The organism is Streptomyces sp. NPDC051109 (assembly GCF_044455885.1).
Taxonomy (GTDB): domain Bacteria; phylum Actinomycetota; class Actinomycetes; order Streptomycetales; family Streptomycetaceae; genus Streptomyces.
The window spans coordinates 14,373-30,113 of the sequence record NZ_JBITFF010000019.1 but is presented as its reverse complement, the minus strand read 5'-3'; the positions used below and the strand labels follow the sequence as shown (position 1 = coordinate 30,113).

Genomic DNA, 15,741 nt, shown 5'->3' with positions numbered 1-15,741 from the left:
ACGGGTTCAGACCTCCAGTGCGGCGAGGCCGGGGAGCGTCTTGCCCTCAAGGTATTCGAGGGAGGCGCCGCCACCGGTCGAGATGTGACCGAAAGCGTTCTCGTCGAAGCCGAGCGTGCGCACGGCCGCGGCGGAGTCGCCGCCGCCGACCACGGTGAACGCGCTGCTGTCGACGAGGGCCTGCGCGATGGCGCGGGTGCCTCCGGCGTAGTCGGGGTGCTCGAAGACGCCCACGGGACCGTTCCAGAAGACGGTCTCCGCGTCGGCGATCTTCGACGCGTACAGCTCACGGGTCGCGGGACCGATGTCCAGACCCTCCTTGTCGGCGGGGATCTTGTCCGCGTCGACGGTGATGAACTCGGCCGGGGTCTTGCCCTTGAGGTCGGGGAAGTCCGCGGAGGCCAGGATGTCGACCGGGAGGACCAGCTCGACGCCGCTCTTCTCGGCGCGCTCCATGTACTCCTTGACGACGTCCACCTGGTCCTTCTGGAGCAGGGAGATGCCGACCTCGTAGCCCTTGGCGTAGAGGAACGTGTACGCCATGCCGCCGCCGATGAGGATGCGGTCGGCCTTGCCGAGCAGCTGGTCGATGACGGCCAGCTTGTCGGAGACCTTGGCGCCGCCGAGGACGACCACGTACGGGCGCTTGACGTCCGCGGTCAGCTTCTTCAGGACGCCGACCTCGGTGGCGATCAGGTAGCCGGCCGCGTGCGGGAGGCGCGCGGGCAGGTCGAAGACCGAGGCGTGCTTGCGGTGCACGGCGCCGAAGCCGTCGCCGACGTAGACGTCGGCGAGCGCGGCGAGCTGGTCCGCGAAGGCGCCGCGCTCGGCGTCGTCCTTCGCGGTCTCACCGGCGTTGAAGCGCAGGTTCTCGATGACGGCGACCTGGCCGTCGGCGAGGGCGGCGACGGTCCCCTTGGCGGATTCACCGACGGTGTCGGTGGCGAACGCGACGTCCGCACCGAGCAGTTCACCGAGTCGCCTGGCGGCCGGAGCGAGCGAGAAGGCCGGGTCCGGGGCGCCCTTGGGGCGGCCCAGGTGCGAGGCGACGATCACGCGCGCGCCGGCTTCGGCGAGCTTCGCGATGGTCGGCTGCACGGCGCGGATGCGGCCGTCGTCGGTGATCTTGTCGCCGTCGAGCGGCACGTTGAGATCGGCGCGGACGAAGACCCGCTTGCCGGACACGCCGTCGGCGAGCAGTTCGTCGATCGTCTTCATGTGTTTCTACTCCTTATCCCCATACACGGGTTCTGCCGGTGCGGGGCCGATCGGTGGAGGCAGACGACAGGGCCCGTGCAGCGCTCCATCGCGCTGACCGGACCCTGTCCTCACATCTTGTTTCCTGGCCCTGCTACCTGAGACTTAGAGCTGACCGCCGACGAAGACGGTCAGGTCGACGAGGCGGTTGGAGTAGCCCCACTCGTTGTCGTACCAGCCGACGACCTTGACCTGCGTACCGTCCTGAACCATGGTCAGGGAGGAGTCGAAGGTGCAGGAAGCCGGCCAGTTCACGATGTCGGAGGAGACGATCGCGTCCTCGGTGTAGTCGAGGATGCCCTTGAGCTGGCCCTCGGCGGCCTTCTGGAAGGCGGCGTTGATCTCTTCCTTGGTGGTCTCGCGGGAGAGCTCCAGGACGAGGTCGGTGACCGAGCCGGTCGGGACCGGGACGCGCATGGCGATGCCGTCCAGCTTGCCCTTGAGCTGCGGGAGGACCAGAGCGGTGGCCTTGGCGGCACCCGTCGAGGTCGGGATGATGTTCTCGGCGGCGGCGCGGGCGCGGCGCAGGTCCGAGTGCGGGAAGTCCAGGATGCGCTGGTCGTTCGTGTACGCGTGGACCGTGGTCATCATGCCCTTGACGATGCCGAAGTTCTCGTCGAGGACCTTGGCCATCGGCGCCACGCAGTTGGTGGTGCAGGAGGCGTTGGAGATGACGTGGTGGTTGGCCGCGTCGTACTTGTCCTGGTTGACGCCCATCACGATCGTGATGTCCTCGTCCTTGGCCGGAGCCGAGATGAGGACCTTCTTCGCGCCCGCGGCGATGTGCTTGGCGGCGTCGGCCTTCTTCGTGAAGATGCCGGTCGACTCGATGACGATGTCGGCGCCGAGCTCACCCCAGGGCAGGTTCGCGGGGTCCCGCTCGGCGAACGTCTTGAAGGTGTTGCCGCCGACGGTGATGGTGTCGTCGGTGTGGGAGACCTCGGCCTTGAGGCGGCCCAGGATGGTGTCGTACTTGAGCAGGTGCACCAGGGTCGCGTTGTCAGTCAGGTCGTTGACACCGACGATCTCGATGTCCGCTCCCTGCTCAAGGAGCGCCCGGAAGTAGTTGCGGCCAATTCGGCCAAAACCATTGATGCCTACGCGGATCGTCACGAACCGATCTCCTCGTTGGTGCGCCGGCCTGTCCCGCCGGCGAGCTGTATGGGATGTCCCCGACCGCTTACGACCCTACCTCTCCGTGAGCTTTTGAGTGACATCGGCCGGGACCTGACACTCCCCCTGCCACGGGGAAGACGGCCGCCGGGGCCCGTACCGTGCGCTCGGCACGGGGCCCGGGGGCCCTTGGCCCCCGTCACTCAGAGTGAGCGACGGGGGCTCGAATGATCAGCGGTGCAGCGACCTGAGCGCCTTACCGACGAGTACGGCTCGATCCGCCGCCGCCGGCAGGTGTTCGAGGCCGAAGCCGAGGAGCACCGTGTTACGCGTAGTCACCGAGGCGTACGACTTGAACAGCTCGCCGGACCGGGACCAATCGCCCGGGACCACGGGACTTCCGGCAGGTGCGCCCTGGGCGGTCCAGGCGCCCAGGGAGGTCTCGAACCCCTCCACGGCCTGGTCGGCTCCGCCGACGGAGACGCGCGCGTCGTCCGCGAAGAGGCCCCGGCCGCCGGAGCCGCCGTCCGATACGTACGAGAGGGAGACCTCGACGGTCTTGCCCGCGTACGCGCTCAGGTCGAAGGCGACCTGCTTCCACCCGTCGGACGAGCCAGTGAAGCTGTTCCACGAGCCGCTGGTGCCGGCGGCGGTGCAGCCGGCGCTGTCCAGGGTGAGGTAGTGCTTCAGGAACGGGTGGCCGTTGACGTAGAACCCGGCCTCGCACTCCGTCGGGACGGTGGCGGCGGTCAGGCCGCCCGCCTCGGGCAGCGTGGTCCAGTCCTCGGCCCCTGTCGTGTGGGCCTCCAGGAGCGCGTGGTCGTAGCCCGGCTCGGTGTTCCAGTTGAGGGCCATCTTGAGCTGCGGCTTGTCGGCGGCGGTGACCTTGGTCAGGTCGACCGTGCGGGTCAGCCGCTTCCACTCGTCGTCCTCGTGGGTGGCCGCGGCCATCCCCGCCCCGGAGTAGGGGGCGTACGGGTTCACGACCCCGGCGTACTGGCCCGCCTGCGCGCTCTTGAACTGCGGGAACTGCGCCGCGGGCAGGGAGTCGGAGGTGACCGCGTAGGAGCCGGGGGCGTTGAACGGGTTGCCGGCCGCGTCGCCCAGGCCGCCCTTGGCGCCCGAGAGGGCACCCGTACCGGTGAAGCCGGTCGCGCCGCGGGCACTCGTACGGCTGTATGCGCCGAGGTAGTACTGGCTGAAGTCGTCCGTCACGGCGCGGCCGACCTGGGCGTTGCCGCCCGCGAGCTCGCCGGCCTCGATCAGCTTGCCGCCCTCGTTGAGGAAGTCCCGTACGGCGAGCTGGGTGTCGCCGCCGGGGGTCTTGGCGCCGGTGTAGTGGACGGCCGTACGGAAGTGGGAGAGCACGCCGAGGTGGTGCGGGGCACCCTGCGCGGCCACGTCCCAGACCGCCGCGGACTTCCCGTTGGCGCGCAGGGCGTCGACGTACTCCTGCGCGTGCTGGGCCTTGGCCCCCTCCTCGGCGATCACCAGGACGTCGGCGCGAGGCCGCTCGGCCACCGTGTAGGTGAAGTGCTCGCTGGAGACCTGCCGGCCGGAGCCGTCGCGGCCGGTGAACCAGGCCTCGACCTTGTCGCCCGGCTTCGCACCGTCGACCTTGGCCCGGTACTCGTCGAACCAGTTGTTGTCGTCGCCGCCGTAGACGCCGCCGCCCTTCCAGGCCCGCAGCCCGTCGTCGTGCGTACGGCCGCCGTTGATGCGGAACTTGAGCTGCTTGTCCTTCAGCGCCTTGCGGGCGGTGACGGAGACCGTCTGGTCCTCGCCCTTGGCCACGTAGGAGGTGGTGAAGGGGTCCAGGGTGAAGTCCGCGGCGCTCAGGCCGACGGAGGACTTCGGCTGGTCCGGGTGGGCGGCGCTCTCTCCGACGGCGAGGGCGAAGGGGACGTTCTTCGCGAACTCCGCCTGGATGAGCTTCTCGTCGTCCGGGAAGTTGAAGCCGGACCGGCAGTCCTCGGGCTTCCACCGGTCGTTCGGGTCGCTCGCGGAGGCCGTCTGGCAGGTGGTCATCTCCGGCGTGAACATCATGACGCCGTTGACGTTCGCGGCGTGGCCGTCGGCCTCGCCGTTGGTGGTGTAGAGCTCCGAGGAGACCTGCGGGTAGTAGCCCGGGATCGCGGAGTTCTCCGGGGTGCCGGCGAGCGCCTTGTAGGCGACGTCGTCCGGGGTCGGGGTGGCCACCTGCCAGCCCACGCCGTAGAGCAGCAGCTCGGCGGCGGAGTGGTAGTTGATGGCGTACGTGAAGCCGATGCGCTTCTCGAACCCGTCGAGGGCGACGGTCTCCGGCTCGGAGGACGCCTTGGGGCCGCGGTAGGTCTCGCTCGACTGGTTCGGCGAGGAACCCTCGTTGTCGTAGCCCCACTTGTAGGCGAAGTTCCGGTTGAGGTCGACGCCGTCACCGGTGGTGATCTTGCCGTCGCCGTTGTTGTCGCGCAGGTTCTTGCGCCACAGCCGGTCGCCGTCCGCGGAGTGCGTGTAGTCGTAGCCGTCCGGGTTGGCGGACAGCAGGAACCACAGCTCGGTGGAGTCCACCAGCTTGGTGATCCGCTGGTCCTTGCCGTAGTTGTCGAGGGTGTGGTGCATCAGCCGCCGGGTCATCTCGGGGGTGATCCACTCCCGGGCGTGCTGGTTGGACATGTAGAGCACGGACGGCCTGCCGCCGTCCTTGGTGGTGCGGGCGTTCTTGGTGACCTTCAGGGCCAGGATGTCCTTGCCCTGGACGGTCTTGCCGATGGAGACCACCTTGGCGAGGCCGGGGTTGGCCTGGGCGGTCTTGAGGATCTCCTCCTGGAGCCCGCCCTTGCCGCTGTACGGGCGGAAGACCCCGTCGCCGACGGCCTCGGCACGGGCCGCGCTCGCCGGGACCTTGTGCTCGGCGAGCTTGACGCCCTGGCCGGCGAGCTCCTTGGCCTGGCCGCCGGTGAGGAACAGCTCGACCTTGGCGGTCCCGTTCTGCGGGGCGCGCTCGGTCAGCTCGTGGGCGTCCTGGCCCGCGGCGAGGAGCAGCGGCACCTGCTCCTTGGTGATGTCCGCGTCGTAGACCCGAACCTCGTCGGCGCCGGGTGAGGCGTCTGCTGCGGGCCGGGCGTGGGCCGCCGGAAGGGCGGTCAGTGTGGTTCCCAAGACGAGTGCGCTTGCGGCGAGGATCGATCTCGCGCGGTGCCTCATGTGCCCCCCTGGGCGTCGTCTGCCACGAAAGCGTTCGGACGACAGGCTCACGATCAAGCGATGCCCATGTCAATGGGGCGTGTCTCAAAGGGGCCCGCACGTGTGACGTGCGGGCCCCTTTGAGACGTACGGCGCGAGGCGTACGGAGGAGGGGGCCGACGGGCGGGCGTACCGGCCGGCGTCTCGTTCCGGCGCGGTCAGCCCGCCATGTTGTCGGCGAGGTCCTCGCTCAGGTTCGACTCGGTCCCCGGGATCCCCAGGTCCTGCGCCCGCTTGTCGGCCATCGCCAGCAGGCGGCGGATCCGGCCCGCGACCGCGTCCTTCGTCAGCGGCGGGTCGGCGAGCGCGCCCAGCTCCTCCAGGGAGGCCTGCTTGTGCTCCATGCGCAGCCGGCCGGCCGCCGCGAGGTGCTCGGGTACCTCCTCGCCGAGGATCTCCAGCGCGCGCTGGACCCGGGCCCCGGCGGCCACCGCGGCCCGCGCCGAGCGGCGCAGGTTGGCGTCGTCGAAGTTGGCGAGGCGGTTGGCGGTGGCGCGCACCTCGCGCCGCATCCGCCGCTCCTCCCAGGCGAGCACCGACTCGTGCGCGCCGAGCCGGGTCAGCAGGGCGCCGATGGCGTCGCCGTCGCGGACCACGACCCGGTCCACGCCGCGCACTTCGCGCGCCTTGGCGGCGATGGAGAGCCGGCGGGCGGCGCCCACCAGGGCCAGGGCGGCCTCCGGACCGGGGCAGGTCACCTCCAAGGAGGAGGACCGGCCCGGCTCGGTGAGCGAGCCGTGGGCCAGGAAGGCACCGCGCCAGGCCGCCTCGGCGTCACAGGTGGCCCCGGAGACCACCTGCGGGGGAAGGCCCCGGATGGGGCGGCCGCGGCCGTCCACGAGGCCCGTCTGGCGCGCCAGCTGGTCACCGCCGGCCACGACCCGGACGACGTAGCGGCTGCCCCGGCGCAGGCCGCCGGGGGCCATGACCACCAGGTCCGAGGAATGGCCGAAGATCTCCAGGATGTCCTTGCGCAGGCGCCGGGCAGCGATCCCGGTGTCCAGCTCCGCCTCGATGACGATCCGCCCGCTCACCAGGTGCAGCCCGCCCGCGAACCGAAGAATCGCCGAGACCTCCGCCTTCCTGCAGCAGGTCCGGGTGACGGGGAGCCGGGAGATCTCATCCTTCACCGCTGGCGTCATCGCCATGGGCCGATCCTTCCATGCATCCGAAAAATACGGTCGTACGCGGCGGCGAGCAGCTCCGGATCATGCTTCGGAGAGCCGTCTTCCCTGGCCACCGGCGCCAGCTCGACCGCGGCACCGAACCGTTTTGCGGCATCGGCGAGGGACTCGCGGTCGGGCACGGCGGCCTCGTCGGCCAGCACCACGTCCAGGGCGAGTTTAGGGGCGTGTCGGGCCAAAACCTCCAAATGACGCTGCGGAGAGAAGCCCTCTGTTTCACCGGGCTGCGGCGCGAGGTTCAGCGAGAGGACCCTGCGGGCCTTGGTCTCGATCAGCGCGTCGAGCAGTTCCGGCACCAGCAGGTGCGGGATCACGGACGAGAACCAGGAGCCCGGACCGAGCACCACCCAGTCCGCGTCCAGGACCGCCGCGACGGCCTCCGGCACGGCCGGCGGATCCCCGGGCACGACCTGTACGGAGAGCACCTCGCCGGGGGTCGTGGCCACCGTGGCCTGCCCCCGGACGGTGTCCACCTCGTCCGGGCGGGCGGGATCGTGGCCGCGGACCAGGGCCTGCAGCTCCAGCGGCACCGCCGACATGGGCAGCACCCGGCCCTGCGCCCCGAGCAGCTTCCCGACCAGGTCGAGGGCCTGGACGGGGTCGCCGAGCTGTTCCCACAGGGCGACGATCAGCAGGTTGCCGACCGCGTGCTCGTGCAGGGCGCCGGCCGACTGGAAGCGGTGCTGGATGACGCGGGCCCAGGTCTGGCCCCAGTCGTCGTCGCCGCACAGCGCGGCCAGCGCCTTGCGCAGGTCGCCGGGCGGCAGCACGCCGAGCTCCTCCCGGAGCCGGCCGCTGGAACCGCCGTCGTCGGCGACGGTGACGACGGCGGTGAGCTCGCCGGTGATCCGGCGCAGGGCCGCCAGGGAGGCCGACAGGCCCATGCCGCCGCCGAGCGCGACGACCTTGGGCGCGACCACCTTCGGGGCTGCGCCGCGGCGCAGCCCGGTGCGGCCGGCGCCGTCTTCGCCCTGCCCCGAGGTGAGGCGGCGCAGGCGGCGCAGCCGCAGGGTCCGTCCGGTCACTCGCGCCCCATGTCCCGGTGGACCACGACGGTCTCGACTCCCTCGGAGGCGAGGCGGGCAGCGAGCTTCTCGGACATGGCCACACTGCGGTGCTTGCCACCGGTGCAGCCGACCGCGATGGTCACGTACCTCTTGCCCTCCCGGCGGTAGCCGGTGGCGATGAGCTGGAGCAGCTCGGTGTAGCGGTCGAGGAACTCCTTGGCGCCGGGCTGGCTGAACACGTAGCCCGACACCTCCGGGTTGAGGCCGGTGAAGGGCCGCAGCTCGGGCACCCAGTGCGGGTTCGGGATGAAGCGGCAGTCGACGACGAGGTCGGCGTCGACGGGGAGGCCGTACTTGTAGCCGAAGGACATGACGGTCGCCCGCAGCTCGGGCTCCTCGTCGCCGGCGAACTGGGCGTCCATCTTGGCGCGCAGCTCGTGCACGTTCAGGCTGGAGGTGTCGATGACCAGGTCGGCGTCGCCGCGCAGCTCGCGCAGCAGGTCGCGCTCGGCGGCGATGCCGTCGGTGATGCGGCCGTCGCCCTGGAGGGGGTGCGGGCGGCGGACCGACTCGAAGCGGCGGACCAGCGCGTCGTCGGAGGACTCCAGGAAGACGATGCGCCGGGTGACGCCCTTGCTGTCGAGGTCGGCGAGGGACTCGCGCAGGGCGTCGAAGAACTGGCGTCCGCGGACGTCGACGACGACGGCGATGCGCGCCACGTTGCCCTGGGAGCGGGCGCCGAGCTCCACCATGGTGGGGATCAGGGCGGGCGGGAGGTTGTCGACGACGAACCAGCCGAGGTCCTCCAGACACTTGGCCGCCGTACTGCGGCCGGCCCCGGACATGCCGGAGATGATCACCAGTTCGGGGATGGCCGCCTCGGCGGTATCTCCGGGCTCCACTGTCGTGCCCGTGCTCACCTGTGCTCCGTCTCGGTCGTGCTCGGTCGTGTGGTCGGTCGCCTGCTCGGCCGTCCGGCCGTTCGTCTGGTCGGTCTCGCGCTCGGTCATTGCTCGGTCCCCCGTTCGGACGATGTCCCCCGGCTGCCGCCGGGAGGTGCCCCCACCCGCGGGGGCGGGGTCTCATCCTCAATGATCTCTCCTGTCGCCGTGTTGACGGCAGGACCGGCGGGAACCGACCGGGCGAGCGCCGCGGCCACGGTCTCGGCCGTCTTGCGTCCTATGCCCGGGACCTCGCAGATCTGGTCGATTGTCGCCTGTCTCAGCTTCTTCACCGAACCGAAGTGCTTGACCAGGGCCTGCCTGCGGCTTTCGCCGAGACCGGGCACCTCGTCGAGCGGGCCCGCCTTGAGCCGCTTTCCGCGCTTGTTCCGCTGGTACTGGATCGCGAACCGGTGGGCCTCGTCACGCACCCGCTGGAGCAGGTAGAGCCCCTCGCTGGTGCGGGGCAGCACGACCGGGTCGTCCTCGCCGGGCAGCCAGACCTCCTCCAGCCGCTTCGCCAGCCCGCAGACGGCCACGTCGTCGATGCCGAGCTCGTCCAGGGCCCGCTTGGCGGCGGCCACCTGCGGCTGCCCGCCGTCGACCACGACGAGCTGCGGCGGGTACGCGAAGCGCTTCGGCCGCCCGTCGTCCTCGGCGAGCGGGTTCTCCCCCTCCTCCGCGTCCTCCGGGGACCACTCGCCGGTCTTCAGCTTCTCCTGGAGGTAGCGGCGGAAGCGCCGCGAGACCACCTCGTGCATGGAGCGGACGTCGTCCTGCCCCTCGAACGACTTGATCTGGAAGCGCCGGTACTCGCTCTTGCGCGCCAGCCCGTCCTCGAAGACGACCATGGAGGCCACCACGTCGTCGCCCTGGAGGTGCGAGATGTCGAAGCACTCGATGCGCAGCGGCGCGCTGTCGAGCTCGAGGGCCTCGGCGATCTCCTCCAGGGCCCGGGAGCGGGTGGTGAGGTCGCTGGCGCGTTTGGTCTTGTGCAGGGCGAGGGACTGCTGCGCGTTGCGGTGGACGGTCTCCATCAGCGCCTTCTTGTCGCCGCGCTGCGGGATGCGCAGGCTGACGAGCGAGCCGCGCCGCCCGGCGAGCCACTCCGCGAGGGCAGGCGTGTCCTCGGGCAGGGCCGGAACCAGCACCTCCTTGGGGACGGCCTCGCCGCTCTCCTCCCCGTAGAGCTGCTGGAGGGCGTGCTCGACGAGCCCGGCGGTGTCCACGGCCTCGACCTTGTCGGTGACCCAGCCGCGCTGCCCGCGCACGCGCCCGCCGCGCACGTGGAAGATCTGCACGGCCGCTTCGAGCTCGTCCTCGGCCACGGCGATGAGGTCGGCGTCCGTGGCGTCGGCGAGGACCACGGCGTTCTTCTCCATGGCCCGGCGCAGCGCTCCTATGTCGTCGCGCAGCCGGGCGGCCTTCTCGTACTCCATCTCCTCGGCGGCCTCGTGCATCTGCCGCTCCAGCCGGGACAGGTACGTACCGGTCCGCCCGGCCATGAAGTCGCAGAAGTCCTCGGCGAGTTCGCGGTGCTCGTCGGGGGTGACCCGGCCGACGCAGGGCGCGGAGCACTTGCCGATGTAGCCGAGCAGACAGGGCCGCCCGATCTGCGCGGAGCGCTTGAACACCCCGGCGGAGCAGGTCCGCACGGGGAACACCCGCAGCATGAGGTCGACGGTCTCGCGGATCGCCCAGGCGTGCCCGTACGGCCCGAAGTACCGCACGCCCTTCCTCTTGGGCCCCCGCATGACCTGGACCCTCGGATATTCCTCGTTCATCGTCACCGCGAGGGAGGGGTAGCTCTTGTCGTCCCGGTACTTGACGTTGAACCGGGGGTCGTACTCCTTGATCCAGGAGTATTCGAGCTGGAGCGCCTCGACCTCGGTGGAGACGACGGTCCACTCGACGGAGGCGGCGGTGGTCACCATGGTGGCGGTGCGCGGATGGAGTCCGGCGAGGTCCTGGAAGTAGCTGGCCAGCCGCTGCCGCAGGCTCTTGGCCTTCCCGACGTAGATCACCCGGCGGTGTTCGTCGCGGAATCGGTAGACCCCCGGGGAGTCGGGAATCTGCCCCGGCGCGGGACGGTAGCTGGAAGGGTCGGCCATGCCGACCACCCTACTTCCGCCCACCGACAACCCCCGTACACCGGGCCCGCCCCGGCTCCCCCGGCCATCGGGGTGCGGGACCCGGGCGGCCGCCCGGCCGCCCGGGTCCCGGGCCACTGCCCCGGCAGGGGGCGGGGCCGGTCAGGCGGTGGCTCGGCCCCGCCGCGACCACCGCACGGCGAGCGCGCCCGCCGCAGCCAGCGCGAGGCCTCCGGCGACGGCCCCGGCCGCCACGGGCGCGCCCGCACCGGCACCGGCATCGGCGGCGCCCGCCGAGTAGCCCCCGGCCTTGCCCTCCTTCGCGTACGCCGAGCCCGGCAGCTTGTCCCCGTACGCCCGCGCCACCCTCGACCGGTACGCGGCGAGGCTGGTGCCCCCCGCGCCGACGGCGCGCTCGGCGTCCTCGTCCAGCGGCAGCACCCGGCTGCCCCCGGCCACGTACCAGGCGTCGATCTGCGGTTCCCGGAACACCGTGCCGCCCGGCAGCTTCGCGGCGCCGAGCTGCGCGTAGCGGAACTCGTCGTCGCCGGTGGCGATGTTCACGACCTGCCATCCCGCCTCGGTCCGTGCGGTCCACAGCGCGGCCTGCTGCCCGTCCGAGGAGACCGCCCTGCTGGCGAGGAACTCCAGCCGGGCCACACTCGCCCCGGCCTTGCCCGCGACGAAGTCCGGTGACAGGTAGCTGACGGGTATCGCCTCACCCTCGATCCGCGGCCGCGCCGCGTTCGCCGCGACCTTGCCCTCCCGGGCGAAGAAGCGGGAGAGGGTGGCCAGGGTGTCGGGCGCGGCGGCCGCCTGCTCGGCCGCGGCCTTCGTCTCCGCGGTGACGGACTGCGGCTGCGGCACGGGCGCGGCCGAGGCCTGCGGGGCCAGTACGAGCACGGCGGACGCCGCGAGAACGGCGACGCCGACACGCTTCGGCGTGGAGGTCATGGCGCTCACGCCCCGATCCGGTAGAGCGAGTGGGTCCAGGAGAAGGTGCTGTTGTCCACGTACCAGGCGTGCGAGGCCCAGTTGTAGCGGTCGCTGGACGGCCACGGATCGCCCCAGTAGACCCAGCTGTCGGCGGTGTCGTAGCCGTAGACGACGTGCATGTGGCCGCCGCCGTTGGACCACTGGATGCGGGTCTCCACCGGACGGCCGGCGTCGATCTCGCTCTGCACGGTGGTGTAGCGGAGCCAGCCGGTCACGTACGAGCCGGAGTTGATGCCGGCCCAGTTCAGGGCGGTCTGGACGTTGCCGAGGGTGGCCTGGTTGTTGGGGCAGTCGTAGCCCTGCTGGCGGTTGAAGGCGGCGTTGCAGAACTGGTTCTGCGTGTAGTTCCGGCCGAACCAGGTCGCGATGGTGTTGCCGCTCGCGGCCCAGCACCAGTTGGTCTTCTGCTGGGGCTGCATGGTGATGTTCAGGCGCTTGTACGCGAGGGCGGATCCGGTGCCGGCATCGCTCGTGGGGGCAGCGGTGGCGGCGGCGGTGGGCAGGGCGAAGAGCACGGCGGTGAGGGCGGCGGCCAGGGAAAGCCGCCGCCGGATTCGGTTGCGCATCGCGTTCCTCCCGTGTGGGGATCTCCCCGGTGGGGCCGGGGAGGGTGGGGGTTGGAGGAGCGCGTCCGGACGCTGCTGAGGAGCATCAGGGTGTTGTCGCGATCAGGTCAACAGGCTTCAATACGCCTTGACATTGCAGTGTGAACGGCGGGACCGCAGTGTGAACGACTGCCGTCCTTTCACCTGGCCCCCCGGTGCCACCGGCGAGCCCTCCCGCCCCACCGCGCGTGAACGTTCACAGGAGGATCCGCCATGCGGTCGACCGGGGAGGGCGCGGAGGCGGCCGCACGGGAGCTGGCGCACCAGCTGCGGGCCGGCCCCTTCCACGTCGCCCTGCGCGCCGCGCTCAGCGCCCGCGGCCTCCCCCTGCACCGCGTGCAGCACCGGCTCGCGGCCCGCGGCATCAAGCTCGGCGTGACCAGCCTCAGCTACTGGCAGCAGGGCGCCCGCCGGCCGAGCCGCCCCGAGTCCCTGAAGGCCGTACGGGCCCTGGAGCAGATCCTGGAACTGCCCGAGGGGACGCTGCTGCGGCTGCTGGACGCCCCGGAGGGTGCCGGGCCCGATGCGGTCCGCCCGCCGGCCCGCTCGTACCGGGCCCTGGTCAGCGTCGGCGCGGCCGTGGAGGGGCTGCTGGCCGGCATGGAGCTGCCGGCCGACGGCGGCCTGCACACGGTCGGCCACCACGAGCGGGTACGGATCGGGGCGGGCGGCGAGCTGCTGGGCCGCGAGTCGCAGCACGTCGTACGGGCCCACCGCGACGGGGTCGACCGCTACGTCGCCGTCCACCACGGGGATCCCGGCTGCGATCCGGCCCGGGTCCGCGTACGGGCGGACGAGAACTGCCGGACCGGACGCGTCCGCTGGCACCCGCGGGCCGAGGTGCTGGTCGCCGAGCTGCTCTTCGACGCCCGGCTGCGCGCCGGGGACACGTACGTCTTCGGCTACGGCTTCGAGGACGGCACCGGCGGCCGCTGCACCGAGTACGTGCGCGGGTTCAGCTACAGCGGCGGGCAGTACGTGCTCCAGGTCCGCTTCGACGAGGCGGCGCTGCCGGTGCGCTGCCGGCGGTTCAGCCGTTCCGGGCCGGGTGCGCCGCGCGGCGGGCTGGCGGACCTGACGCCGAGCGGGCGCCACCGCTCCGTGCACCTGGTGGAGCCGGAGGTACGGCGCGGGCTGCTGGGCATCGCCTGGGACTGGGCGTAGCTCCTGGGCGCAGGCGTAGGCGCGGTTCCCAGGGGGGCTTTCGGATCAGGCCGGTCAGCCGGCGATGAGCTTGCCGCCCTCGGCCTTGACCGGGACGGCGGGCAGCGGGTCGGTGGCGGGGCCGCGCAGCACCTTGCCGGTCGTCACGTCGAAGCGGCTCCCGTGGCAGGGGCAGTTGCCCTCGCCGTCGTCGATCTTGTCCAGGACGCAGCCGGCGTGCGTGCACTGGGCGCTGAAGGCCTTGTACTGGCCCTCCGCCGGGCAGCTGACGACCAGCTTCTTCTCCCGGAACAGCTTCGACCCGCCCACCGGGACCTCGGACGCGGCGCCGAGCTCCACCGGGGCGGCCGGGACCGCCGGGGAGCCGGCGCCGCCGGCGCCCCCGGTGGAGCAGGCCGCGAGCGCCGCGCCGCCGCCGACGGCCCCGGCGATCGCGGCGGCGCCCTTGAGGACGGTACGGCGGGCGGCGGGCTGCGACGCGGACATGCGGTTCTCCTGGCCTGGGTGGTGCCGGTGGTTTTGGCGGTGCACAACTGCCCGTCGGCGACTTCTGGCGGTCCAGCTGCTTCTGCCGGGCCCCCCGACGATACCGCTGCCCGATTCCGCCGCCCGATGGGATACCTTCCCCCGCGTGATCGTCGTCGGTGGAGAAGCCCTGATCGACCTCGTGCCCGTGGCGCAGCCGCCGGGTGCGCTGGTGCCACGGCCGGGCGGGGGGCCGTACAACACCGCGCTGGCGCTGGGCCGGCTCGGTGCGGAGGTCGCCTTCTGCTCCCGGGTCTCGGCGGACGGCTTCGGCGAGAGCCTGCTCGCCGGGCTCCGTGCGGCCGGAGTGGACCTCTCCCTGGTGCAGCGCGGGCCGGAGCCCACCACCCTCGCCGTGCCCTCGATCGCCCCGGACGGCTCGGCCGCGTACGGCTTCTACGTGGAGGGCACGGCCGACCGGCTCTTCACCCTGCCCGGGGCGCTCCCCGCGGGCGCCCGGGCCCTGGCGCTCGGCACCTGCTCCCTCGCGCTGGAGCCGGGCGCGAGCGCGTACGAGGCCCTGCTGCGCCGGGAGTCCGGGCGCGGGCTGCTGACCTTGCTGGACCCCAACATCCGCCCGGCGCTGATCGCCGATCCGGCGGCGTACCGGGCCCGGTTCCTGAGCTGGCTGCCGTACGTCTCCGTCCTCAAGCTGTCGGAGGAGGACGCCGGCTGGCTGGGCGGGCGGGTCGGCGACTGGCTGGCGGCGGGCCCCTCGGCGGTGGTGCTCACCCGGGGTGCGCAGGGGCTCGCGGTCCGGACCCGGGAGGGCGCGGAGTACGAGGTGCCGGCCCGCCGGGTGACGGTGGCGGACACGATCGGGGCGGGCGACACCGTCAACGCGGCCCTGCTGCACCGCCTGGCGGCCCTCCCGGCCGGCGCCCCGGTGGACTGGCCGGGCGTCCTGTCCCACGCGGCCCACGCGGCGGCGCTGACCTGCACCAGGGCGGGCGCGGAGCCGCCGTACGCGGAGGAGCTCAGCGGATAGCGGCCCACAGGGTCCGGGCCACGGCGGGGGCGAACTCCTCGACCGGCTGCACCACTTCGGGGCCGGAGAAGTGCAGGAAGAAGGCCCGCTGGAAGCAGGCTCCGAGCAGGAGCGCCGCGGCCGCCTCCGGATCGGCGTCGGGGCGCAGCCGCCCCCGCTCCAGCTCGCGGAGCAGCCGGCCGGTGAGGGCGTCGCGTACGACGTGGGGGCCGGTGCCGATCTCCTGGACGCCCTCGCGGTGCCGGGTCAGCAGGGCGGGCTCGGCGAAGAGCGAGGCGGCCATCGGCATGGCGTCGGCGTAGAAGAGCGAGGCGTGGCGGGCGATCGCGGCGAGCCCCTCCTCGACGGAGCGCTCGGCGTGGTCGCGGTCGAGCTCGGCCATGAGCGGCCCGGCGTTGGGGGTGCGCTCCATGAGGACGCGCACGAAGAGCTCTTCCTTGTTCGCGTAGTGCTTGTAGAGCGCTGCCTCGGAGCAGCCGGCCTCGCGGGCGATGGCCTTGGTGGTGGTGTTGGCGAGGCCGATGGTGCGCATGAGCTTCTCCGCGGCGTCGAGGAGCCGCTCGGGAGTGGGCCGGCTTGACTTCGGGGTGAGCATTCACTCACCCTAGCGGAAGAAGGGGTGAGTAAATACTCACCCACCCATGGA

At 72.1% G+C, this 15,741-nt stretch carries 13 protein-coding genes; 2 read left to right on the top strand and 11 right to left on the bottom strand.

Annotation, left to right across the window (positions count from 1 at the left end; all coding sequences use genetic code 11):
* Positions 1-6: 6 nt before the first annotated feature.
* From ACIBAD_RS28515 to ACIBAD_RS28475, 9 genes are all read right to left on the bottom strand, one after another.
* Positions 7-1,218: a phosphoglycerate kinase gene (locus ACIBAD_RS28515; RefSeq protein WP_134074949.1), complete on the bottom strand. Its 1,212-nt coding sequence runs from the start codon at positions 1,216-1,218 to the stop codon at positions 7-9.
* A gap of 144 nt (positions 1,219-1,362) precedes the next feature.
* On the bottom strand, positions 1,363-2,370 hold the full coding sequence (gap, locus tag ACIBAD_RS28510) for a type I glyceraldehyde-3-phosphate dehydrogenase (RefSeq protein WP_030160344.1): 1,008 nt from the start codon (positions 2,368-2,370) through the stop codon (positions 1,363-1,365).
* 231 nt (positions 2,371-2,601) lie between these two features.
* Positions 2,602-5,556 carry a M14 family metallopeptidase gene (locus ACIBAD_RS28505; RefSeq protein WP_134074950.1) on the bottom strand — a complete coding sequence of 985 codons (2,955 nt, stop codon included), beginning with the start codon at positions 5,554-5,556 and terminating at the stop codon, positions 2,602-2,604.
* 197 nt (positions 5,557-5,753) lie between these two features.
* Positions 5,754-6,743 (bottom strand): DNA-binding protein WhiA, encoded by a 990-nt coding sequence (gene whiA / locus ACIBAD_RS28500; protein ID WP_030160342.1) that lies wholly within the window; start codon positions 6,741-6,743, stop codon positions 5,754-5,756.
* Positions 6,734-7,804, bottom strand: a complete 1,071-nt coding sequence (gene yvcK, locus ACIBAD_RS28495) for a uridine diphosphate-N-acetylglucosamine-binding protein YvcK (protein WP_134074951.1) — start codon at positions 7,802-7,804, stop codon at positions 6,734-6,736. The genes whiA and yvcK overlap by 10 nt, the downstream gene beginning before the upstream one ends.
* Positions 7,801-8,796 carry an RNase adapter RapZ gene (gene rapZ, locus ACIBAD_RS28490; RefSeq protein WP_398909415.1) on the bottom strand — a complete coding sequence of 332 codons (996 nt, stop codon included), beginning with the start codon at positions 8,794-8,796 and terminating at the stop codon, positions 7,801-7,803. The genes yvcK and rapZ overlap by 4 nt, the downstream gene beginning before the upstream one ends.
* Positions 8,793-10,838 carry an excinuclease ABC subunit UvrC gene (uvrC, locus tag ACIBAD_RS28485; protein WP_208329133.1) on the bottom strand — a complete coding sequence of 682 codons (2,046 nt, stop codon included), beginning with the start codon at positions 10,836-10,838 and terminating at the stop codon, positions 8,793-8,795. The genes rapZ and uvrC overlap by 4 nt, the downstream gene beginning before the upstream one ends.
* A gap of 141 nt (positions 10,839-10,979) precedes the next feature.
* Positions 10,980-11,771 (bottom strand): hypothetical protein, encoded by a 792-nt coding sequence (locus ACIBAD_RS28480; protein WP_134075774.1) that lies wholly within the window; start codon positions 11,769-11,771, stop codon positions 10,980-10,982.
* A gap of 5 nt (positions 11,772-11,776) precedes the next feature.
* On the bottom strand, positions 11,777-12,379 hold the full coding sequence (locus ACIBAD_RS28475) for a papain-like cysteine protease family protein (protein ID WP_134074952.1): 603 nt from the start codon (positions 12,377-12,379) through the stop codon (positions 11,777-11,779).
* A gap of 252 nt (positions 12,380-12,631) precedes the next feature.
* Between ACIBAD_RS28475 and ACIBAD_RS28470 the strand changes: the two genes are divergently transcribed.
* Entirely contained in the window at positions 12,632-13,582 is a 951-nt protein-coding gene (locus tag ACIBAD_RS28470) for a hypothetical protein (protein ID WP_134074953.1), read from the top strand.
* Positions 13,583-13,636: 54 nt separating this feature from the next.
* Here ACIBAD_RS28470 and ACIBAD_RS28465 read toward each other — a convergent pair whose 3' ends face one another.
* Positions 13,637-14,068 (bottom strand): Rieske (2Fe-2S) protein, encoded by a 432-nt coding sequence (locus ACIBAD_RS28465; protein WP_134074954.1) that lies wholly within the window; start codon positions 14,066-14,068, stop codon positions 13,637-13,639.
* Between the two features lie 145 nt (positions 14,069-14,213).
* Here ACIBAD_RS28465 and ACIBAD_RS28460 point away from each other — a divergent pair, with 145 nt between their 5' ends.
* The gene (locus ACIBAD_RS28460; RefSeq protein ID WP_134074955.1) at positions 14,214-15,095 is read left to right on the top strand and encodes a carbohydrate kinase; all 882 of its coding nucleotides are present in this window, start codon (positions 14,214-14,216) and stop codon (positions 15,093-15,095) included.
* On the opposite strand, the gene ACIBAD_RS28455 is transcribed toward ACIBAD_RS28460, so the two are convergent.
* A complete protein-coding gene (locus ACIBAD_RS28455; protein ID WP_134074956.1) occupies positions 15,085-15,690 on the bottom strand; it encodes a TetR/AcrR family transcriptional regulator in 606 nt (201 codons plus the stop codon). The two genes, ACIBAD_RS28460 and ACIBAD_RS28455, sit on opposite strands and share 11 nt — an antisense overlap.
* Positions 15,691-15,741 lie beyond the last annotated feature (51 nt).

Excerpts from the sequence above, each read along its gene's own strand:
- uvrC (WP_208329133.1), bottom strand. The coding sequence starts at position 10,838 with ATGGCCGACCCTTCCAGCTACCGTCCCGCGCCGGGGCAGATTCCCGAC.
- ACIBAD_RS28455 (WP_134074956.1), bottom strand. The coding sequence starts at position 15,690 with ATGCTCACCCCGAAGTCAAGCCGGCCCACTCCCGAGCGGCTCCTCGAC.
- ACIBAD_RS28480 (WP_134075774.1), bottom strand. The coding sequence starts at position 11,771 with ATGACCTCCACGCCGAAGCGTGTCGGCGTCGCCGTTCTCGCGGCGTCC.
- ACIBAD_RS28465 (WP_134074954.1), bottom strand. The coding sequence starts at position 14,068 with ATGTCCGCGTCGCAGCCCGCCGCCCGCCGTACCGTCCTCAAGGGCGCC.
- ACIBAD_RS28515 (WP_134074949.1), bottom strand. The coding sequence starts at position 1,218 with ATGAAGACGATCGACGAACTGCTCGCCGACGGCGTGTCCGGCAAGCGG.
- whiA (WP_030160342.1), bottom strand. The coding sequence starts at position 6,743 with ATGGCGATGACGCCAGCGGTGAAGGATGAGATCTCCCGGCTCCCCGTC.
- ACIBAD_RS28475 (WP_134074952.1), bottom strand. The coding sequence starts at position 12,379 with ATGCGCAACCGAATCCGGCGGCGGCTTTCCCTGGCCGCCGCCCTCACC.
- ACIBAD_RS28505 (WP_134074950.1), bottom strand. The coding sequence starts at position 5,556 with ATGAGGCACCGCGCGAGATCGATCCTCGCCGCAAGCGCACTCGTCTTG.
- ACIBAD_RS28470 (WP_134074953.1), top strand. The coding sequence starts at position 12,632 with ATGCGGTCGACCGGGGAGGGCGCGGAGGCGGCCGCACGGGAGCTGGCG.
- rapZ (WP_398909415.1), bottom strand. The coding sequence starts at position 8,796 with ATGACCGAGCGCGAGACCGACCAGACGAACGGCCGGACGGCCGAGCAG.